Origin of the sequence: Bacillus sp. NP247 (assembly GCF_018966865.1) — a bacterium.
Lineage (GTDB): Bacteria > Bacillota > Bacilli > Bacillales > Bacillaceae_G > Bacillus_A.
Map to the genome: position 1 here is coordinate 119,560 of NZ_CP076653.1, position 21,234 is coordinate 140,793.

The 21,234-nt window shown below is 34.6% G+C and carries 23 protein-coding genes; 7 read left to right on the forward strand and 16 right to left on the reverse strand.

What is annotated here, in order from left to right:
- Nucleotides 1–52: 52 nt before the first annotated feature.
- The 5 genes from KPL75_RS00670 to KPL75_RS00690 form a co-directional block, all read right to left on the reverse strand.
- Nucleotides 53–1,537, reverse strand: a complete 1,485-nt coding sequence (locus KPL75_RS00670; protein WP_219918983.1) for an aldehyde dehydrogenase family protein — start codon at nt 1,535–1,537, stop codon at nt 53–55.
- A 150-nt stretch (nt 1,538–1,687) separates the two neighbouring features.
- Nucleotides 1,688–2,599, reverse strand: coding sequence for a 4-hydroxy-tetrahydrodipicolinate synthase (gene dapA / locus KPL75_RS00675; RefSeq protein ID WP_219918984.1), 912 nt, complete (start codon nt 2,597–2,599; stop codon nt 1,688–1,690).
- A 22-nt stretch (nt 2,600–2,621) separates the two neighbouring features.
- Nucleotides 2,622–3,563: a proline racemase family protein gene (locus tag KPL75_RS00680; protein ID WP_219918985.1), complete on the reverse strand. Its 942-nt coding sequence runs from the start codon at nt 3,561–3,563 to the stop codon at nt 2,622–2,624.
- Nucleotides 3,560–4,597: a proline racemase family protein gene (locus KPL75_RS00685; protein ID WP_219918986.1), complete on the reverse strand. Its 1,038-nt coding sequence runs from the start codon at nt 4,595–4,597 to the stop codon at nt 3,560–3,562. Before KPL75_RS00685 ends, KPL75_RS00680 begins: the two co-directional genes overlap by 4 nt.
- Entirely contained in the window at nt 4,594–5,769 is a 1,176-nt protein-coding gene (locus KPL75_RS00690) for an NAD(P)/FAD-dependent oxidoreductase (RefSeq protein ID WP_219918987.1), read from the reverse strand. The genes KPL75_RS00685 and KPL75_RS00690 overlap by 4 nt, the downstream gene beginning before the upstream one ends.
- A 181-nt stretch (nt 5,770–5,950) precedes the next feature.
- On the opposite strand from KPL75_RS00690, the gene KPL75_RS00695 reads away from it, so the two are divergent.
- The 4 genes from KPL75_RS00695 to KPL75_RS00710 all read left to right on the forward strand — a co-directional run bounded on the left by KPL75_RS00695 (nt 5,951) and on the right by KPL75_RS00710 (nt 9,671).
- The gene (locus KPL75_RS00695) at nt 5,951–7,609 is read left to right on the forward strand and encodes a sigma-54 interaction domain-containing protein (protein ID WP_219918988.1); all 1,659 of its coding nucleotides are present in this window, start codon (nt 5,951–5,953) and stop codon (nt 7,607–7,609) included.
- Between the two features lie 228 nt (nt 7,610–7,837).
- Entirely contained in the window at nt 7,838–8,110 is a 273-nt protein-coding gene (locus tag KPL75_RS00700; protein ID WP_219918989.1) for a (2Fe-2S)-binding protein, read from the forward strand.
- Nucleotides 8,107–8,439, forward strand: a complete 333-nt coding sequence (locus KPL75_RS00705) for a (2Fe-2S)-binding protein (RefSeq protein ID WP_219918990.1) — start codon at nt 8,107–8,109, stop codon at nt 8,437–8,439. Before KPL75_RS00700 ends, KPL75_RS00705 begins: the two co-directional genes overlap by 4 nt.
- Nucleotides 8,436–9,671, forward strand: a complete 1,236-nt coding sequence (locus KPL75_RS00710; protein WP_219918991.1) for an NAD(P)/FAD-dependent oxidoreductase — start codon at nt 8,436–8,438, stop codon at nt 9,669–9,671. The genes KPL75_RS00705 and KPL75_RS00710 overlap by 4 nt, the downstream gene beginning before the upstream one ends.
- Before the next feature lie 105 nt (nt 9,672–9,776).
- Here the strand turns inward: KPL75_RS00710 and KPL75_RS27300 are convergent, their stop codons facing one another.
- The 4 genes from KPL75_RS27300 to KPL75_RS00725 all read right to left on the reverse strand — a co-directional run bounded on the left by KPL75_RS27300 (nt 9,777) and on the right by KPL75_RS00725 (nt 11,923).
- Entirely contained in the window at nt 9,777–10,250 is a 474-nt protein-coding gene (locus tag KPL75_RS27300) for a hypothetical protein (protein WP_258237001.1), read from the reverse strand.
- Between the two features lie 38 nt (nt 10,251–10,288).
- On the reverse strand, nt 10,289–10,801 hold the full coding sequence (locus KPL75_RS00715; protein ID WP_219918992.1) for a DUF6609 family protein: 513 nt from the start codon (nt 10,799–10,801) through the stop codon (nt 10,289–10,291).
- 376 nt (nt 10,802–11,177) lie between these two features.
- Nucleotides 11,178–11,486 carry a YxcD family protein gene (locus tag KPL75_RS00720; protein WP_219918993.1) on the reverse strand — a complete coding sequence of 103 codons (309 nt, stop codon included), beginning with the start codon at nt 11,484–11,486 and terminating at the stop codon, nt 11,178–11,180.
- Nucleotides 11,474–11,923: a hypothetical protein gene (locus KPL75_RS00725; RefSeq protein ID WP_000914483.1), complete on the reverse strand. Its 450-nt coding sequence runs from the start codon at nt 11,921–11,923 to the stop codon at nt 11,474–11,476. Before KPL75_RS00725 ends, KPL75_RS00720 begins: the two co-directional genes overlap by 13 nt.
- Before the next feature lie 260 nt (nt 11,924–12,183).
- Between KPL75_RS00725 and KPL75_RS00730 the strand changes: the two genes are divergently transcribed.
- Nucleotides 12,184–12,948: a DUF1836 domain-containing protein gene (locus tag KPL75_RS00730; RefSeq protein WP_002147318.1), complete on the forward strand. Its 765-nt coding sequence runs from the start codon at nt 12,184–12,186 to the stop codon at nt 12,946–12,948.
- A gap of 179 nt (nt 12,949–13,127) precedes the next feature.
- On the opposite strand, the gene KPL75_RS00735 is transcribed toward KPL75_RS00730, so the two are convergent.
- The 3 genes from KPL75_RS00735 to KPL75_RS00745 are packed head-to-tail and all read right to left on the reverse strand — an operon-like array spanning nt 13,128 to nt 15,670.
- Nucleotides 13,128–13,964, reverse strand: coding sequence for a metallophosphoesterase family protein (locus KPL75_RS00735; protein ID WP_219918994.1), 837 nt, complete (start codon nt 13,962–13,964; stop codon nt 13,128–13,130).
- A 54-nt stretch (nt 13,965–14,018) separates the two neighbouring features.
- Nucleotides 14,019–14,516, reverse strand: coding sequence for a GNAT family N-acetyltransferase (locus KPL75_RS00740; protein ID WP_219918995.1), 498 nt, complete (start codon nt 14,514–14,516; stop codon nt 14,019–14,021).
- A 38-nt stretch (nt 14,517–14,554) separates the two neighbouring features.
- Nucleotides 14,555–15,670 carry an HD domain-containing protein gene (locus KPL75_RS00745; protein ID WP_219918996.1) on the reverse strand — a complete coding sequence of 372 codons (1,116 nt, stop codon included), beginning with the start codon at nt 15,668–15,670 and terminating at the stop codon, nt 14,555–14,557.
- Nucleotides 15,671–15,944: 274 nt separating this feature from the next.
- On the opposite strand from KPL75_RS00745, the gene KPL75_RS00750 reads away from it, so the two are divergent.
- Nucleotides 15,945–16,550, forward strand: a complete 606-nt coding sequence (locus tag KPL75_RS00750; protein WP_219918997.1) for an undecaprenyl phosphate transporter UptA — start codon at nt 15,945–15,947, stop codon at nt 16,548–16,550.
- Between the two features lie 26 nt (nt 16,551–16,576).
- On the opposite strand, the gene KPL75_RS00755 is transcribed toward KPL75_RS00750, so the two are convergent.
- Nucleotides 16,577–17,077, reverse strand: coding sequence for a DinB family protein (locus tag KPL75_RS00755; protein WP_219918998.1), 501 nt, complete (start codon nt 17,075–17,077; stop codon nt 16,577–16,579).
- 148 nt (nt 17,078–17,225) lie between these two features.
- Here KPL75_RS00755 and KPL75_RS00760 point away from each other — a divergent pair, with 148 nt between their 5' ends.
- Nucleotides 17,226–17,450, forward strand: a complete 225-nt coding sequence (locus KPL75_RS00760) for a hypothetical protein (protein ID WP_219918999.1) — start codon at nt 17,226–17,228, stop codon at nt 17,448–17,450.
- Between the two features lie 47 nt (nt 17,451–17,497).
- Here KPL75_RS00760 and dltD read toward each other — a convergent pair whose 3' ends face one another.
- The 3 genes from dltD to KPL75_RS00775 all read right to left on the reverse strand — a co-directional run bounded on the left by dltD (nt 17,498) and on the right by KPL75_RS00775 (nt 21,218).
- On the reverse strand, nt 17,498–18,679 hold the full coding sequence (dltD, locus tag KPL75_RS00765; protein WP_219919000.1) for a D-alanyl-lipoteichoic acid biosynthesis protein DltD: 1,182 nt from the start codon (nt 18,677–18,679) through the stop codon (nt 17,498–17,500).
- 269 nt (nt 18,680–18,948) lie between these two features.
- Nucleotides 18,949–19,482 carry a GNAT family N-acetyltransferase gene (locus tag KPL75_RS00770; RefSeq protein WP_219919001.1) on the reverse strand — a complete coding sequence of 178 codons (534 nt, stop codon included), beginning with the start codon at nt 19,480–19,482 and terminating at the stop codon, nt 18,949–18,951.
- A gap of 113 nt (nt 19,483–19,595) precedes the next feature.
- The gene (locus tag KPL75_RS00775) at nt 19,596–21,218 is read right to left on the reverse strand and encodes a peptide ABC transporter substrate-binding protein (protein ID WP_219919002.1); all 1,623 of its coding nucleotides are present in this window, start codon (nt 21,216–21,218) and stop codon (nt 19,596–19,598) included.
- Between the last annotated feature and the right edge of the window lie 16 nt (nt 21,219–21,234).

A 21,234-nucleotide genomic window follows, 5' to 3' on the forward strand; every position in this document is an offset into this window, starting at 1 on the left:
TCTTTTATCTTCTCACTATTAATCGTCTGCCAGACTTCCACAGACTAGCTTTTCACTTAATATTTACCCAAACACTTTTCACTTCTGTATAATTATCAAGTGCATATGAACCTAATTCACGTCCGATACCTGATTGCTTATATCCACCAAATGGCGCAGCAGCATTTTCTAGGTTATAATCATTAATCCACACTGTTCCTGCCTTTAATTTATTGGCAACTTGATGCCCTGTTTTAATATTTTGTGTCCATACACCCGCAGCAAGTCCATATGAAGAGCGGTTTGCTCTTTCAATTACTTCTTCTGTTGAATCAAATGGAAGTACAACGACAACTGGTCCAAAAATTTCTTCCTTAACAATTGTCATATCGTCTGTAACATTTGTGAATACTGTTGGCTGTACAAAATAACCTTTTTCAAATGCGCGTTCACCGCCGGCTGCAACAGTAGCACCTTCAGCTCTTCCTTGTTCAATGTAATTTAGCACACGCTCTTGTTGTTTTTTAGATACGAGTGGACCCATTTCAGTATCCTTCTCCATACCCGCTCCAAGCTTCACTTCATTTGCCATTTTTACAAGTTCATTTACGACTGTTTCATAATGCTTTCGATGAACGAAGACCCGAGATCCTGCACTACAATTTTGACCGTGATTATACATAATACCTTGGAATGCACCATTAATCGCTTCTTCCAAATCAGCGTCTTCTAAAATGATATTTGGTGACTTACCACCAAGTTCTAACGTTACATGTTTAATTGTTTCTGCAGATTGTCGCATAATATATTTCCCCGTAACTGTTGAACCTGTGAAAGCTACTTTATCAATATCATGATGGTTTACAATTGCCGCTCCTGCTTCTTGGCCGAAACCTGGCACAAAGTTTACAACACCATTTGGAAAACCAGCCTCCTTAAAAAGCTTCGCTGTATATAGTAAAGATAAAGGTGTTTGCTCTGCTGGTTTTAATACAATCGTACAACCTGTTGCAAGTGCCGCTCCCATTTTCCAAGAAGACATTACAAGTGGAAAATTCCACGGAATAATTTGGCCTACAACGCCAACCGGTTCATGGCGTGTGTAGTTTAAGTAATCTTTTGAAATCGGAATTGTTTGCCCAATAATTTTTGTAGCCCATCCCGCGTAATAGCGATAATTTTCTACAGTCGCTGAAATATCATCATCAAGTGCTACTTGATACGGTTTTCCATTATCTAAAGCTTCTAGCTGTGCTAATTCTTCTCTATGCTCTTCAATTAAATCTGCTAATTTATAAATAAGATGCGCTCTTTCAGCAGTAGTCATTTCCGCCCAAGGACCGGTTTCAAAAGCAAGTCTTGCCGCTTTTACCGCAACATCGATATCTTCTTCTTGTGCTTCACATACGACAGCCAGAACATCTTCTGTTGCTGGATTGTACGTTTCGAACGTCTTTCCACTTATTGAAGGAACAAATTCACCATTAATAAACATTTTAACTTCTTCATTTAAAAACGCTTTCACTTTTGGTTTCAGTTCAATGTTTGTCGTTAACATATATGCTCTCCTCCTTATTTAAACAGCTGCATGAGCTGCAATTTCTGATAAAGTGAAACTTTAATCAGTGGGGGTTTTTTCCCCGCGGATTATTAGTTGAACCAATCGGACTTTTACGGGCAGTCCGACTCCCACCTAACTTCCTTGCATCTACCGCATTTCGAGGCGGGAGTCATACTGCCCGTTTATGCGGGATAAAATCGTTTGAAGTTTTTGATCTTCTTCTTCAGTTAACCCTAATCTCGGATAACGTGAAGGTCCTCCGACTTGCCCATGTAATTCCATTGAGCGTTTAACGATTTGTACATATTTTCCTGATCCTTCAAGAAACTCACAAAGAGGTAAAATCGCATCGTTTATTTCCCAAGCTTTTTCTAATTCACCATTTTGGAAATGCTCATACATTTTCGTAACAAGTCCCGGTACGATATTTCCTGCTACTGAAACCCATCCCGTCGCACCAACTAAATAAGATTCCATAACTAAATCTTCAGATCCGCAGAAAACTTGAAAAGCACCTTCGCCTTGTCTTACTAAATCTCTTGCTTTTCGAATATCTCCGCTAGATTCTTTAATATGTGTAACATTTTCACATTCTTTTCCAATACGTAACATGAGGTCTGTACTCATATCAACACCAGATGTAAACGGATTATTGTATAACATAATTGGTATATTTACAGCGTTTGAGATTTCCTTAAAATGAAAATAGATTTCCTCTTCCTTCGGTTTACAATAGTAAGAGTTTATAATTAATGCACAATCCGCTCCGTGCGCCTCTGCATGTTTTGTATATTCAATCGTTTCTTTCGTCGTTTCTGCTGCAGTTCCAACAATGACTGGAATACGGCCATCAACTTCTTTCAATACAGTTTCTACCATGTTAAATCGTTCTTCTTTTGATAAACTAACAAATTCTCCTGTACTTCCATTAATAATAATTCCAGCTACTTTTTGCTCAATAAAGTAGTTGACGTTTTGTTTTACACCTTTCCAATCAATCTCTTGAAATTCATCCATCGGTGTTATTAATACTGGAAATGCCCCTTTAATTTTTTGCATCTTTATCTCTCCCTTTAATATTTTATTTTAATAAGAAACCTGTTTGAAACGGATCTGTAGGGTCTAATAGAAACGTCTGCATTCCTGTAATAAACCCTCTACTTTCAAATCGGAAAATGTATCCTTGTTCTTCTTTCTTCACTTTTTCTACTGTTATAAAACTATTAAATATACTTTCGTTTTTAAAAGGTTTATCCGTTATATAATCATTTTTAAATAAAGCATGAACATAGGACACAATAGTAGAAACAAAACCTGGCGAACGTACTATAAAGTTATCTTCATGAAATGTAATCGACTTTATATGGTTCTTTTCTTTTTGCGTAGAATCTACTAAAATAAGTCTTTTTATAAGTGACTGTTTTTGTATAGCTTGAAGTGTAGCTTCTCCCCATTTTTTTAATTCAGAAATGTTTTCAATATAAATTTCTGGCGAATATGCACCCTTTTCTACAACTGCATATACTTTATCTGCTTGTATGAGAGAGTAACTTATATTACCAACCTTTAAATTTTCCTCAATCATATAGCATAGTTTGCTTTCAAACGAGACAGATATAACTTCATCATCCTCTACATATGCATCGACTGAAAATATGCCAGATAGCGTTTCGATTTTGTATTGATTGGACTCTCTCTTTTTTAAATACCCGCTTTCTAGTAACATCGTTATTACTGCGACAATGCCTCCGTAATGAAGAGGAATGGATCCTTCATGATTAAAAAACAATACCGCTGCATCCACTTCATTATGAATAGAAGGAACGACAACGCATCCATTTAAACCAATAAAACCACGTGGTTCATTTAATAAAAGCTTCATTTCCTCTGCTAATTCACCTGAAAATTGTTCGTTTAATTGCTCCAAACTGTAGTAGTATTTGCATGGTACGTCTTTCATTACACGAAATGCCTCGCCATTTACATGTACGTCTACTGCTGTATACATTTTTTGAATGTTCATTTTACATCCTCCGTTTCATGTTCCATCGGCGGAATTAGCAAAAAGCCTTCTTTAAGTGGATCCTTTTCATTATAAAAAAATCTATGCATGCCCATAAGCCAAGCTGATCCCGTAATTTTCGTTACTACAGCTTCAATATTTTCTACATATGTTGTATTCATAACACACCCTTTAAATAAAGAACCTACAATACTCTCATGAACAAATTCTTCATCGATATCAATTTTTTTATGAGCGTATAATACAGCTAACTTCGCTGATGTTCCTGTACCACATGGAGATCGATCAATTCCTCCTGGCGGAACAACAACTGTATTTTTCACATGCGCACTTTCATGAGTAGGATCTGTATAAAATTCAACATGTGTTAATCCTCTTATAAACGAATACTCTGGATGAATAACTTCAAACTTCTCATTAATTGTATTTCTAATATGAATAGCCTTATCAATGATTGTAGATGCGTTTTCTGGTACCAACTCTAAGCCTACTGACTTCGCATCAATAATGGCATAAAAATTTCCCCCATACGCAATATCAGCCTCTACAGTTCCAATTTCTTCGACGTGTACAGAAATATTTTTCAGTAAAAAAGCTGGTATGTTACAGAATGAAACTTCTTTCGCCTTTCCATTTTGAACAGTAATTTCCACTTCAACTAAGCCAGCTGGTGTATCTAGCTTTAAAGAAGTAATCGGTTCAACTACTGGAATTAAACCTGATTCAATTAAAGCTGTACATACACCGATTGTATCGTGGCCACACATCGGTAAATATCCGCCTGTCTCTATGTATATAACACCTATATCAGCTTCAGGATGACACGGATCTGTTAATAGCGCTCCTGACATTACATCATGACCACGTGGCTCATTCATTAATAATTTCCGAATCCAGTCATACTCCTTTTTCATATGTAACATCTTCTCTGCCATCGTCTCTCCAATTAACTTAGGAAGTCCGCTAATTAATGTCCTCGTTGGATTCCCGCCCGTATGTGTATCAATCGTCGTAAAGACTCTTTGTGACCTCATCCGTTTAACACCCTTTCTGTAAAACGACTCAAACGAAGTGGTTCAATAGGAATGATTGTTTCTTTTTCATTTAATAACTCTTCAATCACTTTCCCAGTAACTGCTGCCAGACTAATTCCATCACCTTCATGTCCTGCTGCAATAAAATAATTCGGAATATGTTCCACTCGTGAAATGATCGGCAAATGATCTTCTGTCCACGGGCGTAAACCAGCATATGAACGAATCACCATCATATCTGCCATTTTCGGATAAAAACGAATTGCTCTGTTTGCAATACATTTAATAACCTCGTTATTTATCCTCGTATGAAACCCTACAAACTCTCTACTACTACCAATTAAAAAATTTTGGCTTTCTGTTGGCTCAAATACAAGAGCTACCCCGTACTTCTCAGTTAAAGCATCCACTTTTCGTTTTCCACCAAACTTAGAAATTAAATAACCAAATTCCATTACTTTACGGCAACCTACGTGTTGTTGCCTTGAAGCTACAATAATATGTCCCTTTCTCGGTTCAATTGGGATATTCACATCTAACATCTGTCCAATTTTAGGAGCCCACACACCGGCTGCGTTCACTACTTGCTTCGCAGTAAACGTCCCATTTGTTGTTTCTACAATAAAGGAACCATCTATATCTCTTTTCATTTCTTTTACTTCTGTATGATTAAAAACTTTCGTACCAAATTTCTTCGATTCTGCAAGTAGGGAAAAAGCAAGAAGATATGGATTTACAGTCGAATCAGTTGCGCATTCTAAACCGCCTAATAAATCATCCGCAAAAAATGGTGATTCCTCTCTTATATCTTGCCTATCAAGCATTCGAAACGGTAAGCCCACTTCTTTTTGACGATTCACCCATTGCTGCGCTGCCTCCATCTCTTCGTCTGATTCACAAACGAGAATGCTTCCAGGTGCCCTATATTCAAATGAGTGCTCCAACTCTTCACTTAAATCAGTTACTAATTTTTGACTTACTAACGACATTTGACTATCAAACCCCGGGTCTTTATCAATAGCTAAAATGTTCCCGTCACACCGTGAAGACGTCCCACTAACGAATTCCCCTTTTTCAATGATTGTTACATCTCTTCCGTATTTCGAAGTGTAATAAGCAATCGAACAGCCAATTATACCGCCACCTATTATTAAAACGTCACAGTGCCTCATATAGCATCCTCCTTTCTCCTAAATCTCTCACTTTCTATTTATGCAATTGGTGTGCCAACTCTACATACAGAAGTATTTATATAAAATTATTTTTATTTGTAAAAATATTTTAAATTTATCGTAAATAGGTGTATTATTTTTTTATCACTGTCTAAATTTTTATACATAACAGGAGGACAATATGGCATTTTCATTTCCAACAATAAAAGAGTTTATAAAAATTTTGTCAATCGATCGTACAAGTATGTTTAAGCGAATGAAACAGGTAGGTGAAAAATTTTATTACATTCATTCATCTACCGAAGAATGGAGTTGCGCAGTTATATATGAAAATGACTCTTTCACTGCTTTAATCGAAGCCTTTTCTAGCTATTCAGCGGTCGTAATTGTGAACGAAAATCTAAAGCCTATATGCTGTGTAACTGCTCAACAAATGATTCCGTTTCTTAATAAGTCTTACAATGATTTGCTAGCTTTTTATAAAACTGTCATTCAAACGACTGATTCTTCTGTGACAGTTATTGATGAGAAAGAATGCGTTCGTACGTGGACAGATGGCGCTGAAAAAATCTTTTCAGTCAAATATAACGAAATTATTGGACAACCAATCACTCGTTTTTTTGATTATAAAGATTTAGAAATTTTACAATCATTACATGGCGGAAAAAGCATAATAGCTCAGTTCCATCAGCCTCGTCCGGATTTATTCGTATTAATTAATTCAAATCCTGTTTATTGTAACGATGAAATTATAGGAGCAGTCGTTTCTGAAACGGATGTTACAAATCAAGTTGTATTGAATGAGAAATTATTTAATATGTCGCATGAAGTACATCGCTTGGAACAAGAAGTAGCAAAATATAAAGATACATCCGATCCTTTCCTTGCGATGAATGGAAAAAGCCCTATTATACAAAGGACGATTCAATTAGCTAGAAAGGTTTGTTCAGTGAAATCAACTGTTTTAATTCTCGGCGAAAGCGGTGTTGGAAAAGAAGTGTTTGCGAAAGCAATTCATGAAGCAAGCGAGACAGTAAATGCCCCTTTCATTTCTATCAACTGCGGCGCAATCCCAGAAGCATTATTTGAAAGTGAGTTATTCGGGTACGAACGTGGAGCCTTTTCTGGTGCAAACAGTAAAGGTAAGAAAGGTAAAATCGAGCTTGCACAAGGTGGTACTTTATTTCTCGATGAAATAGGAGAAATGCCGCTCGATATGCAGGTGAAACTTTTACGTGTACTGCAAGAACGAAAGTATTACCGAGTTGGTGGAGAAAAAGAAATACATATTGATTTCCGCATTATCGCTGCTACAAATCGTGATTTACAAGAAGAAATGAGAAAAGGAACATTTCGAGAAGATTTATACTATCGCTTAAATGTAGTTAGCTTGCACATTCCGCCACTGCGCGAAAGACGAGAGGATATTATCGAATTAACCTACTCCTTCTTAAACGATTTTTCAATTACCTATAACAGACCAATTCGCGACTTACCTTCAAGCATTATGCATGAGCTACTTCATTACAATTGGCCAGGGAATATTCGCGAGCTCCGTAACGTAGTTGAAAGACTCGTCGTATTTGCGACGGATGGTGTTATAAAACAAGACTATTTACCATTTCATACAAATGATACTTCAGAGAACGAAACGTCTCATTCCCTTTTACTCAGCAACAACACCATTCTCCCTTTACAAGAAGAGATGGATGAGCATGAGAAAAAGGTCATTGAAAGAGCTTTACGCATTTTAAATGATAATAAATTAGAATGTGCGAAACAACTTGGCGTAACGAGGGCTACTTTATATAACCGTTTAAAAAGGCTTGGGTTACAATAAAGTGAAACTTTAATCAGTGGGGGTTTTGTTCATCCCCACTTGATTATTAGCCCTCACCAATCGGGCTTTTACGGGCAGCCCGACCCCCACCTAACTTCTTTGCTTTCACTGAATTTTGAGGTGAGGTCTTACTGCCCAGCAAATAGCGGGATAACTCCCTCCCCTCCTCTATATTGGCATAGTTTTTGCATCATAATTTGTGCAAACCGAACTAGAGGAGGAATACATATGACGAATAAAGAGAACTTAATTGTTTGTCGTTGTGAAGAAGTTACATACGGACAACTTCAATCGACAATCGCTGAATATAATTGCTCAGCTCGCGAGTTAAAACTAAGAACGCGTGCTGGTATGGGATTTTGCGGCGGAAGAACATGTAGAATGACGATAGAACGAATGGTAGAAAGTGCGAATCCTAACCTGTCTCAAAATGAAATTCCATTGAAATATCAACCACCAGTGCGCGCAGTTACTTTTGGAGCGGTAGGTGAAAATCAATGAGTAGAATTACAAATCACCCTATTTTAGGTAGTTTATATACTAGTCAGCGCATCACTTTTCAATTTAACAGTCAAGAATACGAAGCGTATGAACATGAAACAATAGCAGCTGCTCTGCTTGCAAATGGAATAAGAACGTTAAGGGTCCATGAAGATAGCGGGACGCCGCGAGGTATTTATTGTAATATCGGGCATTGTTCTGAATGCCGAGTGACTGTAAACAATCAAACGAATGTACGAGCATGCTTAACAGTTGTAGAAAACGATATGATTGTTGAAAGCGGAAAACAGCATCCAAATATCGTGAGAGAGATGGTGAAAAAGCGATGATCGATGTAATTATAATTGGTGCAGGGCCAGCAGGATTATCAGCTTCCATCTCTTGTGCACGTTTTGGACTTAACGTACTTGTTATTGATGAATTTATGAAACCTGGCGGGAGACTGTTAGGACAGTTACATCAAGAGCCTACTGGCGAATGGTGGAACGGAATAGAAGAATCAAAACGCCTTCACGAAGAAGCAAAATCGCTTTCAGTCGATATCCGGTGCGGTGTTTCCGTCTATAATTTAGATAAAGATGAAAGTTGTTGGTTTGTACATACAAATATCGGTACGCTAGAAGCACCGTTTGTACTTATTGCTACTGGGGCTGCGGAGTATTCTATTCCCCTACCTGGCTGGACACTTCCAGGAGTTATGTCAATTGGAGCGGCTCAAGTTATGACAAATGTTCACCGGGTTCAAGTTGGTAAAAAAGGAATCATTATCGGTGCTAATATTTTGTCATTCGCCATTTTAAATGAACTTCAATTAGCTGGAATCACAGTGGATCATATTGTACTCCCTGAAAAAAGCGAGTTAAGCCATAAGGCCGGTGAACCAGAAGAAGTTTTAAACTCACTCTTAAATGCGGCTCATCTCGCCCCATCTGCTATTTTACGTATAGGTAGCCGTTTTATGAAATATGATTGGATTCGAAAAGCAGGATTAACATTTTATCCAAATAGCGGCATGAAAATAAACGGGACGCCGCTTCATCTTCGTAAAGCTGCACTTGAAATTATCGGTACAGATCAAGTAGAGGGTGTACGTGTTGCTAACATTGACTCTAAAGGGAATATTATTAACGGATCAGAAAAGATATATGAGGCAGATTTTGTTTGCATTGCCGGAGGTTTATACCCTCTTGCTGAACTTGCCGCTGTAGCGGGATGCCCTTTCCATTACATTCCTGAACTTGGCGGGCATGTCCCGCTTCATTCAGAAGAAATGGAAACCTCTCTTCCAGGTTTATTTGTTGCTGGAAATATTACGGGCATTGAAAGCGGAAAAATCGCGATGGCGCAAGGAACAGTTGCTGGATATTCAATCGTAAAACAAGCTAATAAAACATCTAATTCGGTTGAAAAACACTTACAACAAGCGACTCAAAATGTCCACACCGTTCGTCATCATGCTGCGATTCAATTTAATCCGATGGTTGATATTGGTAGACGGAAGATGAATGAGATTTGGCGTGATTTTCAATCATTTGAAGAAAATCAACAAATGAAAGCGTGAAAAACTAGCATATAAAAAAGCGGTGGATTCATTTCCACCGCCTTTTTTATAATTTTTGTACTACATCTAGTATTTCTGTTCCGTCAATTACAGGAACCAAAAGTATTACCTATTTTTCATTCCGACTAAAACTTTCGATATCGACATCCATAAATTTATAAACATTAAAATTCCGCAAACATCAGCGACAATTACATACAATCCTATAAATTGGTTTTCAAAGTGGAGCAACGGAGTGTAATAAATGGCCATTATTAAGGCTATAACCATGGAAAACAGAAGCAGTTTTTTCCTAGTTATCATATAAATACAATACAAAAACGTATAATAAGCCCAAAATTGCGCAGTATACCATGCATGAGATAGTCGAATACCTGTTTTCGTATGCAAAGTTATTAAAACCAGTATGTATATTACAAGTAATACAATTAATGGTGCAAATCTAACAAATTGCAAAAGATTTATTAAAAAGCGTTTTTTTGAACTTGAGTGATTTACTTCGTATTTAAACATCTGTTTCGTTATATAATGAACAAAAAATATTAATCCTACACTAATAGCTAACATAAAAAATATCATACTACGCCTTCTTTTCTAATATATTTATCAACTGTATTTTAAAAATCCATAGGACTTAACCTAATAAAAATTACACCAACTAAAATTTTCACTAAACCATCTATTACAAAAAATACATCTAGATTTACGTTGGTAATAATTAATCCTACGAATGAATTAAATATTAAAATAACGGACAGCAAAAACATCATTTTTCCATGTACGGGAATAAACATTAAGAAATGAATACCTACAGCTAAAAGAATTAATAGCCAGTAATTTCTATAATCATCGCCGACAAAATGAAAAATGAGAAAAACTAAAATAGCCAAAAGCATCATTGAAAAATTAGCCCACTTTTTTTGTTCTGATGTTCCAGAACCAACTGCAAATTTCTTCCTAGTTTTAGGGTTCAATTGCCATATCATTCCTAATGTATAAACAATAATAAAAGGCCAAACATTTGGATAGCCGTTATGTTTTATTAAAAGTAAAAACATTGCTGCTCCAGCAATTATTAGCCACATCCCATTAATCTTTTGTCTAGGATACTTGTAAGTTTGTATTTCCATGTTCCGTTCTCCTTTTTCGAAATTTTCTAATATTCTTAATATAAATACTTTTTTTACCAGAAGACTTATGAGCAAATTCAACTAAATTCAAACCATCATTCTTCTACCTCGCTTTGAATAATAAAATATAAGATTTCTGAAATATCATATCAAATATAGCTGTGATTTATTTGTCGCAATTCGTCGAATAGATAAATAAAAGTCGTTTTATGTCAAAATTTTTTTATTTGGATAGCCAACTTTGAATTAGGTAGATAAAATGATGCAAATACTAAATTGAAGACACATGAAATACTGGATTTTATTCTAAAAGAAGAAACATACTAACAATATGAATCAAAATAAAAAACTGTTAGAGCATAAGGCTCTAACAGTTTTATTGTTCATCGTTATTAAATTTCGCTAATGCGTAAATACCTTCTTTATCATCTAATTCAAGTTGCAATCTTGCAGCAAATGAATTGACGTTGTATTCTCGATCAAGTAGTAAGCGTAGTGCTTCGATTAAGTTTGCTTGAATTAAAATTTGCTGGCGACCATTTACCTCTACTTCTGCAGAGAAACCGTAGTCATCATCATACATTAGTTCAACTGAAACTTCTTCTGGACCAACTTGTCTTTTTTCAGCGATATATATACAAAGTGCATTTATAAGCTCTTGTTCAGAAATTTTTATTGTTTCCATGCTACTTCATCCGCCTTTTTCTTACGTTGGTCTTTGAAGTATTTAAATGCACGAACTGCTAACATTACGATACCAGCCATTACTAACATATTTACCATAAATGCTAATACAGAACCAAGAGCTCCCATATTTGCAAATAAGCTACCCATTAATAAACCACCAAGACCACCTAGTAATAAACCTTTCATAAAGCTTCCTTTATTACTTTTTGGCGCTGTGTTTGTTGCTTTTGTTTTTGAGTCTGGTGTTGTTTTTTGTGAATTCACATTAGAATCTTTTTTGTTTAAATCAACTTTTGATTTTTGACCAGAACTTGGTGTATATGATTTTTTACCAGATTTGTAACTTTTCGCTGCCGCATGATCTACGAACATAAAGCTACTAGCCCCAAAAATAACCATGAATGCTGTCATTACTGCTACAAGTTTTTTCAACATATTATATCCATTCTCCTTTTATATAGATATATGTGAAATCTACCTTTCTAGTAAATTCAGAATGATAGATTTGTTTTAAAACCACTTTAAAGGTTCTTATGAACTTATTATATGAACTTTTGTCGAAATATGCAAGTATTATTTACTTACGATAATAATTCCATAACAAAGGAAAAATTAAGAAAAACGGAATTGACTTTAAATCAAACAGAACATATTATAAGTTCATAAGAACTTTTTATAATTTTGGAGGTGAAAAGATGGAAACATTTCATCTCACACGAAACGAAATGGCAACGCTCCTTCTATCATTAAGAGGATGGAATACGAAAAAACCTCTTGGTATTTTACAAGAAGCTTGGGCAAAGTCACATAAAAAAGATATTGAGAGCGGACAAAGCGTTACTGCTTTTATTACAACCGCACTTTCACCTATTTTTGAAAAATTGATTAAGATTGACGATACGGATGTCGGTTTTTCTTTAAATGAAATAGTTGCGCTTGGCAATCAGATTGAAAACACGAGTTTCTCTGTAACTGCTATGCAAAACTGGGTGAAACGAGATATAAAAGAAATGATTGGCTCCCCTCAAAAAGGGAAGAAATATTCAATCGAACAAGCAGCCTTACTATTCATTGTCGAAGATTTAAAAACAGCGCTTGATTTTGAATCTATTCGCAAACTATTACGACTCATCGTAAATGACCCGGCCGACCGAAGTGATGATTTAATTAACCCTGTTCATTTATATGTAGCTTATTCCTCTTTATTTGAAGAACTAAATCAAGGGAATTGCATACAACTAAATGCAACAGACACTATTCATACGATTGAAAATATCGTGAAAGAAAAGGCTGATAACATCGCAAGTAAGTTCGATCAAATTAATAACGAACAACGCGAAGCAATTCGTAACGCTATTATTATCGCTACACTCTCTGTACATACCGCATATGTACAAATGCTAGCGAAACGATACGTGACAGCAACATTATTTTTACAAAATTTAGATGTGAAACCGTAAAAAAATAAGCATCCCCCTGTCATATATGTAGAACAGGGGGATGCTTATTTTACATCAACATAAAATATAAAAATCGTTTTACATCTAAGTTTCATTTTGCAATAGCTCTTGATTATGTAAACATCATTAGTAACCTATCATGAATTCAACAATTTTTATTTCATACTATTAAATCCATATCAGATTTTCTCTATAAAATTAATTACCTCATCTTTATAATCGTATTTATCATTAATCTCTTGCAATAATTCAATATCATGAGTATGAGTTTTTCCTGTCTCGAGCAGTTCGCGATATAAATCAATATAAGGAAGCTTTTTACTAATAGCGTTTTTAAATTCCTTTTCTACATCATAAGTAACTTTTTTAAATCTCACCTCGGCAATCCCTGCCTCATCAATTTCAAGAATTGCATATTGAGCACGTAGGTCAGAATTCAAATTGTCCCATTTATAAAAAGGTTGTCCAATAGTTCCTGGATTAATAATTAATTGATCATTACTACTATAACGTAACAATTGATGATGGGTATGAGCGTAAATCGCAATATCATAATCATGATCAAATAACTGATCAAAATTTCCCTGATTATTAGTGGGCCATAAATCTCCTCCGTAATTTTTATTTTGTAGATTATGACTAATACTGATTGATAAATCATTAACGCGTTTGGTTATATGTAGTGGTAAATTTTTAATACGATTAATATAGTTTTCATCTAAATTTTCACATTGATACTTAACTAATCTAGAAACATAAATATCAGTTGCGTTATTAATATCAATGTTTTTATTAAGCACATCAAGGAAGCTGTCTTCCCAGTTTCCTTGAACATAAGTATCAACATTAATACTATCTAACATCTCAAATAGATCATTCGATCCAGGCCCAGGCATAATTAAATCTCCTAAAAACCAAAAATCAGTAACACTTTCTTTCATAGTATCTTCAATAACTGCTGTTAAAGCAGTCGCATTACCATGCACATCTGCCAGTAAAGCAATTTTATGTTTCATGTATTTCATCCCCCTGAATTAACATTATATTCCGAATTAACTGCGTGTATTTTTCTATATTGTTTCTTCTTTCTTAACTCTGTGCATATCATACACCTTAACTTGATTCTCTATATACGATTTTTCTTTTTTAAATCCAGCTTTCTCATAACAACGAATGGCCCTCTTATTATCTTCCCTAACTTGTAATACAACGGCTTCTATATCAGGATCTAAAAATGATTTACTAATAAAATACTTTGTAATCTCCGCTCCAAGCCCTTTTGAAAATAAATTCGAAACACCAATGAGGATAGAGTATTCCATCATGTACGCATCTTCATATTTCTTCTTTTTTAATCCGACTCTCCCTATTACTTCATCTTCTACTACTATTACATGATAACTCGCATAAGACCGCGACAATTTTTCAGTCCAATACTGCCGAAGCTCTTCAATTGTATATCGCTTAAATGATTTCACATCTGCTATATTATGTAATTCTTCGTCGTTATACCATTCTAATATAATTGGTAAATCATCTATTTGTAATAAACGTTCATGCCAATCCATATTTTCACCTCATCTACATTTCAAATTACTACACCTAATTAAAAAAAATACGCGTATTCTTTTTTAGGCAATTTTACTATCTCTTGAATAAAATTTGATTTTTCTAAAATGTTCTCTAGCTTCCCCTCACTATAAACATAAATACCACCTACGTATGAACTGTAAGCCTTTTTCTCAGTTATTACCACTGCGGTGCTATTTTCCTTTTTATAATCACCCTCTATTCCTTTTTCAAATGACAAACTTTTAGTTGCTGAGAAATAAAGATGGATTAATGCTGCTATTTCTACGTCATCTGATTTTGCAAAGCACTTTATTTCATTTAAAATCATTTCATCTTGTAACGGAAGAAAGTCCTCTATTTCTATCTTCTCTCTTTTATGAAAGAAATTGTGTAGCTCAGGAGTATAGAACGAAAGATTTTTTTCCTTTATCTTTTGAAAAATGGATTGCAATAATAAGTCTTTCCCTATTACAAACGGATGGCCAAAGCCATTATTGTAAAGCTCTTCTTTCATTTTCATTAGTTGTTCGATGTAAGGGATTCCTTGTTCTGCGATAACAAGTTTACCGTTAATAAAACGCATATTAGCAATCAATTCTTCTATCCGTAGGCCCTCGAATTCAAGCGAGGAATAATATAAATCTCTATTCCAAAAATCTAATTGATCCATTCCTAACGAATGAAATAATAACTCATCTATAATTGGAAAAGCACCCTCTTCTGTTAAAGCTTTCGTTACATCATATAATAATCCAGGAGTCTGATTTAAAATCGTGCGTATTTCTTCATCCTCTTGAATGATTCGTACCGTCCACTCACCATGATTTTCACCTGATATTTTCTGAAAACAATGTGAATACGGACCATGTCCAGCATCGTGTAGAAGAGCTACAGTAGATACTAGCTTTCGTTCATATTTCGATAAATGTATATCACCAATCTCAGTAAGATGTTCTATCACTTTATTTACTAGTACATATACACCTATCGAATGTTCTTCCCTCGTATGTATTGCGTTCTCATGTAAAAAATATGTATGTCCTTGTTGTTTAATATAGGCCAACCTTTGAAATGCTTTTGTATCTATCAATTGAAGGATATCTCTATCATGAATAGAGATTGGGCCATAAATTGAATCTGTAACACGCATACATTCTCCTCCTATTTTTGTAAATTAAAACCTATAATATTATACTAAATTTTCAGTCTATTTTCATTAATATATGAGAAATTTTTAATGATCTTTTCATTATCTCTTCATGAAAACTGGGCTTATATCCTTTACTATAATACTTATACGAGACATAAAAGAATTGAAATAGCAATCCCCTATGTAAATAAGGTATAATCTACATATAGTGAACCTTTTATGTTGTTAAATAAAGGGGCTTATATTCAAAATTCATAAATTAGAAGGTGCAACAATGTTAAGTAGTTTTATTCACTCGGTTTTAACGTTTTTTGAAGGATTAGGTTATTGGGGCATTATGCTTGGACTAATGATCGAGATTATTCCAAGTGAAATTGTCCTTGCTTATGCAGGATTCTTAGTATTCAATGGTAGTATCTCATTTATTGGTGCAGTTGTATTTGGTACCATTGGCGGCGTTATTGCCCAAATCTTTGTTTACTGGATTGGTCGATATGGTGGTCGCCCTGTATTAGAACGTTACGGTAAGTATATTTTCATACATAAAAAACAAATGGATGCTGCTGAAGATTGGTTTAATCGATACGGAACTGGCGTAATTTTCACTGCACGTTTTATCCCTGTCGTTCGTCATGCAATTTCAATTCCAGCTGGGATTACTAAAATGCCAATTTCACGTTTCACTACATTAACAGCACTTGCGATAATCCCTTGGTCTATCATTTTCATTTATCTAGGTGAAAAACTAGGTGAAAACTGGGAGAATATTAATGAAATTGCTGGACCGTATGTGAAATCTTTCGCTATTGGCGGAGTTGTTCTTATTATTTTATATTTCATGATAAAAAAATGGTCAAAAAAACGTAAAAAACTCGCTTAAATTTCTAAATAAAAGCCGCTATTAATTCAATCGAAATTATAGCGGTTTTTATTATTAACTTGATTATCTTTTATAAATTGTATAATTTCTTCTTTATGTTTTAAATCATGTTGAATGAGTGATGAAAAATAATCGTTTAATCTCACTCTTTTTGTGCCGACTTGGTAATCATCTTTAAAATTCCGGGCAAAAATTTGATTGATTTGATCAACTAACTGTTTACGAGTAAAGCTGAATTGATCTAATAGTTCTTCTTTTGAAATACCGGATCTCGCATATTTTATTGCACCCTCATTCATTTCCTCAACACTTGTTGGAACATTGGGTACAGATTGTCCACTTATAAAGTATGGAATTCTATACTTCATTAAAAACTCATCCCAAACGATTAAATGTGAAATCACATCCGCAATTCCCCATGAACCTTTTCTAAAAGGTTCAAACCATACATCATTAGTTACACAATTCAATGTTTGGCACCATTCTATTAGTCTTAACTTTTCTTCTAGAATACTTTCTTTCTCCATAATTCATTCCTTCCTCTTTCACACTAATAATTGATTCATATATAACTTCTAGACATTACATAAAAACCCCTCCAGTTTAAGTTTTACGTGGATAAGCAACAATTCAGTCATATAATTCGTATAGTAACTCAAAAGGCGTGATTCCCCTATGCACTGGCAGCAAAAAGTCCCCTACTTAATTGGACGCCCTGTTGGTGTTTCTCTCATTAATGGGCAAGGGACATCCGGCGTTTTATGCGGCGTACAAAATAATCAATTATTTGTTTATGAATATCTCTACCAAGCTCAGTTCGCAATGAAACATTATAACTTTAGACAAATTCAAGATATACATGCCTTTCCTAATTGCCCGCGCCAAAATCCTATATATTAAAAAATAGGAACGGCTTTATCGCCATTCCTATTTCCATTGTTTATACATTATTTTTCAGAGTAAAACTTTTGCACTGCTTCATCAAAATAGATCCAGCCTTTCCAGCCTAAATGAATTGTATCTTTTAAGAAATATTTATCATATTCATGGCTAGAAAAATCGACTACTGGGTATCCTGCTTTTTCGACTTGATCGCGAACCTTATTATAATACACATCACGGCGTTCTTTTGGGAAACCAGCGTAATCATACCACGGTCCGTTTACAGGCACAGAAATAAAGAGTGGTTTTACATTTTTTTCTTTGAAAAGATCTAAAACAATTTGTAAGTCATCATATTCTGGTGAATCATCATATGATTCATTTGCTCTAAAGTTTTTTAAACCTTTTAATTTTTTCTTTAAATTATGTTTATAGTAATATGGATTTTCAATTCCGAATGTATTTGTTGTGGATCCTACTTTACCTTCTTGTTCCGCATGTTTACGTGCATCTTCCCAAGAAAGTGAACGTAATCCCATATTTGTTTTCTCTTTCATCGGTTCGATTTTAAATAGCGAGTTAAATAAATCTCTATGATCTAAAATGTTTCGATGCATATAAGCAAGTGGTTTGACTAGACCTGCTTTTATGTTATGTTTCGTATCATTATAAACAATACCTTCTAATGAATTTTTTAATATATCATCTTTTTGAACAACTTCATAATCTAATAGTCGTTTCGCGATCTGCTTCTTCATTTCAGGTTTAATTTCATCATTAAAAATAAAATGATATGCTTGTTGTTTGGAGAAATTATTAGTAAAATCCCCTTGTGATACACCCGTTTTTGTAAACCATTGTGGCGAAAGAACAAACACTACTTTTTTACCTTCTAATTCATCCATTGTTGAGGTCATATTTAAAATATGAGCTAAACTTTGCGTACCGCCAGTTCCAATTAAAAATGGTGTAAAACCTGCTGGATTTACTTTGAAATAGTTAGATGGATGGTATGCATCCATTCGTAAAAATTCAGATGAACCGTACATCGGCAAATACTGCGAATTCTCTAACATTTTCTGCTGTAAGAAAACACTTTGTAGTTTTTCTTTTTGTAAGGATGCTGCCGCATCTTCTATCTTTTTATCACTAATTAGTGATACTAAACTTTTAGATGGAATGAGCAATACAATGAAAAAAAGTATACAGGCTAAAATAATTGGTCCGAAAGCATGCTTCATCTTCATCAAATATTCCTCTTTCCATTACTATTAAATTGTAACCCTTGTTTTTGACACGTCATCTTTTCTCTCCTTTTTCTCTATACATGTTCTATTCTATTTATCTATTATTTACATGTATGTATTCCCTTTCTTTGCACTATTAAGTTAAATACTTATAGAGCAAGAAAGTGTTTCCAAAGAAACATGTTAATTATACAAGATTCCACATAAATTTCACACTGGAATTTTAGTAATAATTTTATTTTTAAGCAGTGAAAAAACACATAAAATGTCTATAATTCATCAGATGATGTATTGAGTTCAAAATATGATAATAAACGCCCACTATGATCAACATCTTGAGTATATGTAAAGCCTAGCTTTCGTAAAAGTTTTTTCGAATTCTCATTAGCTACTTTAACCCTAGCAATTATTCTTTTTAAATTCATCGTCTCTGTTGCATATTGAATGGAAGCCTCTGCTGCTTCTGACGCATATCCATTCCTCCAATACTCTGGATCAAGGAGATACATAATTTCTGTTTCCCCTGTTTCATTTACCTTTCTTAAACCACAATGTCCTAATAACTGGCCTGTTTCATTTTTGAATAACAGCCATACACCAAAATCATACTGTTCCCAATGCAATATAAGTTGACTCATATAATCTTTAGTTTCATCTATTGACATACCTCTTGATTTAGCAAGCCATTGGCCAACCGCTTCTTTTTTCAATATGTTATACAATTGATCAACATCTTCTATATTCGGTTTTCTCATCACCAATCTTTTCGTATGTATTACTTTCCCCTTTACAAATACAGACATAGTGCCCCTCCTAATACTGTTTATAGACTAGTAAATTATACCATGAACTATCATCGGCTTTAACTAAGAAAAAACAGACTATCACATACGTGAAGTCTGTTTTTTCTCTTTCTTTACTTTTGTACGTCCGACCATTTCAAGCTTGTTGCTGGGCCAAATTGATGTACATATAAATCTTTTACGTATGGTTTTTGTAAATAAGATAATCCGCGCTGGAATACTGGTGCGATTACTGCGTCATCAAGGAGCATTTTTTCCGCATCTTGCAATGCCTTCCAACGGGCTTTTTCATCATTACCTAATTCAGTTTTAATTTTCTTAATTAACGCATCATATTCTGGATTTGCATATCCTGTATTATTTACGGTACTTCCCGAAAGGAATACTTCTAAATAAGTCATCGGATCTGGATAATCGGGTAACCAGCGTGATAACGACATTTCATATTCTTTTTTCTTCTCTAACGCTAGTTTTTGCGTATGTGGTTGTAATTTCACATTTACCTTTAATCCAGGTAAGTTTTTCTCAAGCTGTTCTTTAATATATTCGCCTACCTTTTTAAAGTTTTCTAAGTCATAATTTAATAACTCAAGCGTTACTTCGTTCGTACCCGTCTCTTGCTTTGCCTTTTCCCAATATTCCTTCGCCAGCTTTACGTCTGTCTTATTAAACTCGCCCGCTGTACTTCTAAAGTCTTTCTTATCTGGACCTTTTAAAAACCCTTTTGGTACATAGTAGTTCGCAGCAACAGAACCATCATTTAAAAATGAAGTCGCAAGACCCTTCTTATCAAACACTGTACTTAACGCCAGACGCGCATTTTTATTTTTAAGAATCGGTACATTTTCATTGAAACGGAAGAAATACATGACTGGATCTGTATATTGTTTCAGTTCCTTATTCGTTTTATATTTATCTACGAATTCTGTAGAAATGACCGCTCTATCAACTTTATCTGTTTCATATAAATTTACCGCAGTTGAAATTTCTTTAACAATTTGATAGTTTACTTCATCTAATTTCACTTCTTTTTTATCCCAATACTTATCATTTTTCTTCATTGTAAAGCTAGCTTCATGTTTCCATTCTGATAATGTAAACGGTCCATTATATACCGCTTTATTTGCTTCTAATCCGTATTTATCACCTTGCTCCTTCGCATATTTTTCATTAATTGGATAGAAGGATGGCAATATTAATAGTTTCGTAAAGTAAGGTACAGGATGTTCTAGCTCTACGACAAATGTTTTATCATCCTTTGCTTTTACTCCTAATTCATCTAGTCCTAATTGTTTCTTATTTATTTTCTCCGCATTTTTCACATCATACGCAATGTATGCATATTGAGAAGCTGTATCTGGATTAATAAGCTGCTTCCAAGCAAATACGTAATCGTGAGCCGTTACTGGATCTCCGTTAGACCATTTCGCATCACGTAAATGGAATGTATAAGTCTTTCCATCCTTACTAACCTCATATTTTTGCGCTCCGGCTTCAATTACTTCATCATTTTTCGATAATCGGAATAGCCCTTCCATTACGTTATTCAAAACGTTAAACGATACCGCATCTGTTACTTTCCCTGAATTTAATGATGGAATTTCACCCGTTTCTAGTAGCTGCAATACTTTCTTCTCATCTTTCGGCTTTGTAGTTGTTTTTTCTTTTGCACATCCAACTAAAAATGAAGAAACTAATAGAGTACTAACTAATGAATAGCGAACTACCTTTTTCATTTCCAAACCCCCTCTA

Bases quoted from the DNA above. Each gene is read 5' to 3' on its own strand.
- KPL75_RS00670 (WP_219918983.1), bottom strand. From the start codon at position 1,537: ATGTTAACGACAAACATTGAACTGAAACCAAAAGTGAAAGCGTTTTTA.
- dapA (WP_219918984.1), bottom strand. From the start codon at position 2,599: ATGCAAAAAATTAAAGGGGCATTTCCAGTATTAATAACACCGATGGAT.
- KPL75_RS00680 (WP_219918985.1), bottom strand. From the start codon at position 3,563: ATGAACATTCAAAAAATGTATACAGCAGTAGACGTACATGTAAATGGC.
- KPL75_RS00685 (WP_219918986.1), bottom strand. From the start codon at position 4,597: ATGAGGTCACAAAGAGTCTTTACGACGATTGATACACATACGGGCGGG.
- KPL75_RS00690 (WP_219918987.1), bottom strand. From the start codon at position 5,769: ATGAGGCACTGTGACGTTTTAATAATAGGTGGCGGTATAATTGGCTGT.
- KPL75_RS00695 (WP_219918988.1), top strand. From the start codon at position 5,951: ATGGCATTTTCATTTCCAACAATAAAAGAGTTTATAAAAATTTTGTCA.
- KPL75_RS00700 (WP_219918989.1), top strand. From the start codon at position 7,838: ATGACGAATAAAGAGAACTTAATTGTTTGTCGTTGTGAAGAAGTTACA.
- KPL75_RS00705 (WP_219918990.1), top strand. From the start codon at position 8,107: ATGAGTAGAATTACAAATCACCCTATTTTAGGTAGTTTATATACTAGT.
- KPL75_RS00710 (WP_219918991.1), top strand. From the start codon at position 8,436: ATGATCGATGTAATTATAATTGGTGCAGGGCCAGCAGGATTATCAGCT.
- KPL75_RS27300 (WP_258237001.1), bottom strand. From the start codon at position 10,250: ATGATATTTTTTATGTTAGCTATTAGTGTAGGATTAATATTTTTTGTT.
- KPL75_RS00715 (WP_219918992.1), bottom strand. From the start codon at position 10,801: ATGGAAATACAAACTTACAAGTATCCTAGACAAAAGATTAATGGGATG.
- KPL75_RS00720 (WP_219918993.1), bottom strand. From the start codon at position 11,486: ATGGAAACAATAAAAATTTCTGAACAAGAGCTTATAAATGCACTTTGT.
- KPL75_RS00725 (WP_000914483.1), bottom strand. From the start codon at position 11,923: ATGTTGAAAAAACTTGTAGCAGTAATGACAGCATTCATGGTTATTTTT.
- KPL75_RS00730 (WP_002147318.1), top strand. From the start codon at position 12,184: ATGGAAACATTTCATCTCACACGAAACGAAATGGCAACGCTCCTTCTA.
- KPL75_RS00735 (WP_219918994.1), bottom strand. From the start codon at position 13,964: ATGAAACATAAAATTGCTTTACTGGCAGATGTGCATGGTAATGCGACT.
- KPL75_RS00740 (WP_219918995.1), bottom strand. From the start codon at position 14,516: ATGGATTGGCATGAACGTTTATTACAAATAGATGATTTACCAATTATA.
- KPL75_RS00745 (WP_219918996.1), bottom strand. From the start codon at position 15,670: ATGCGTGTTACAGATTCAATTTATGGCCCAATCTCTATTCATGATAGA.
- KPL75_RS00750 (WP_219918997.1), top strand. From the start codon at position 15,945: ATGTTAAGTAGTTTTATTCACTCGGTTTTAACGTTTTTTGAAGGATTA.
- KPL75_RS00755 (WP_219918998.1), bottom strand. From the start codon at position 17,077: ATGGAGAAAGAAAGTATTCTAGAAGAAAAGTTAAGACTAATAGAATGG.
- KPL75_RS00760 (WP_219918999.1), top strand. From the start codon at position 17,226: ATGCACTGGCAGCAAAAAGTCCCCTACTTAATTGGACGCCCTGTTGGT.
- dltD (WP_219919000.1), bottom strand. From the start codon at position 18,679: ATGAAGATGAAGCATGCTTTCGGACCAATTATTTTAGCCTGTATACTT.
- KPL75_RS00770 (WP_219919001.1), bottom strand. From the start codon at position 19,482: ATGTCTGTATTTGTAAAGGGGAAAGTAATACATACGAAAAGATTGGTG.
- KPL75_RS00775 (WP_219919002.1), bottom strand. From the start codon at position 21,218: ATGAAAAAGGTAGTTCGCTATTCATTAGTTAGTACTCTATTAGTTTCT.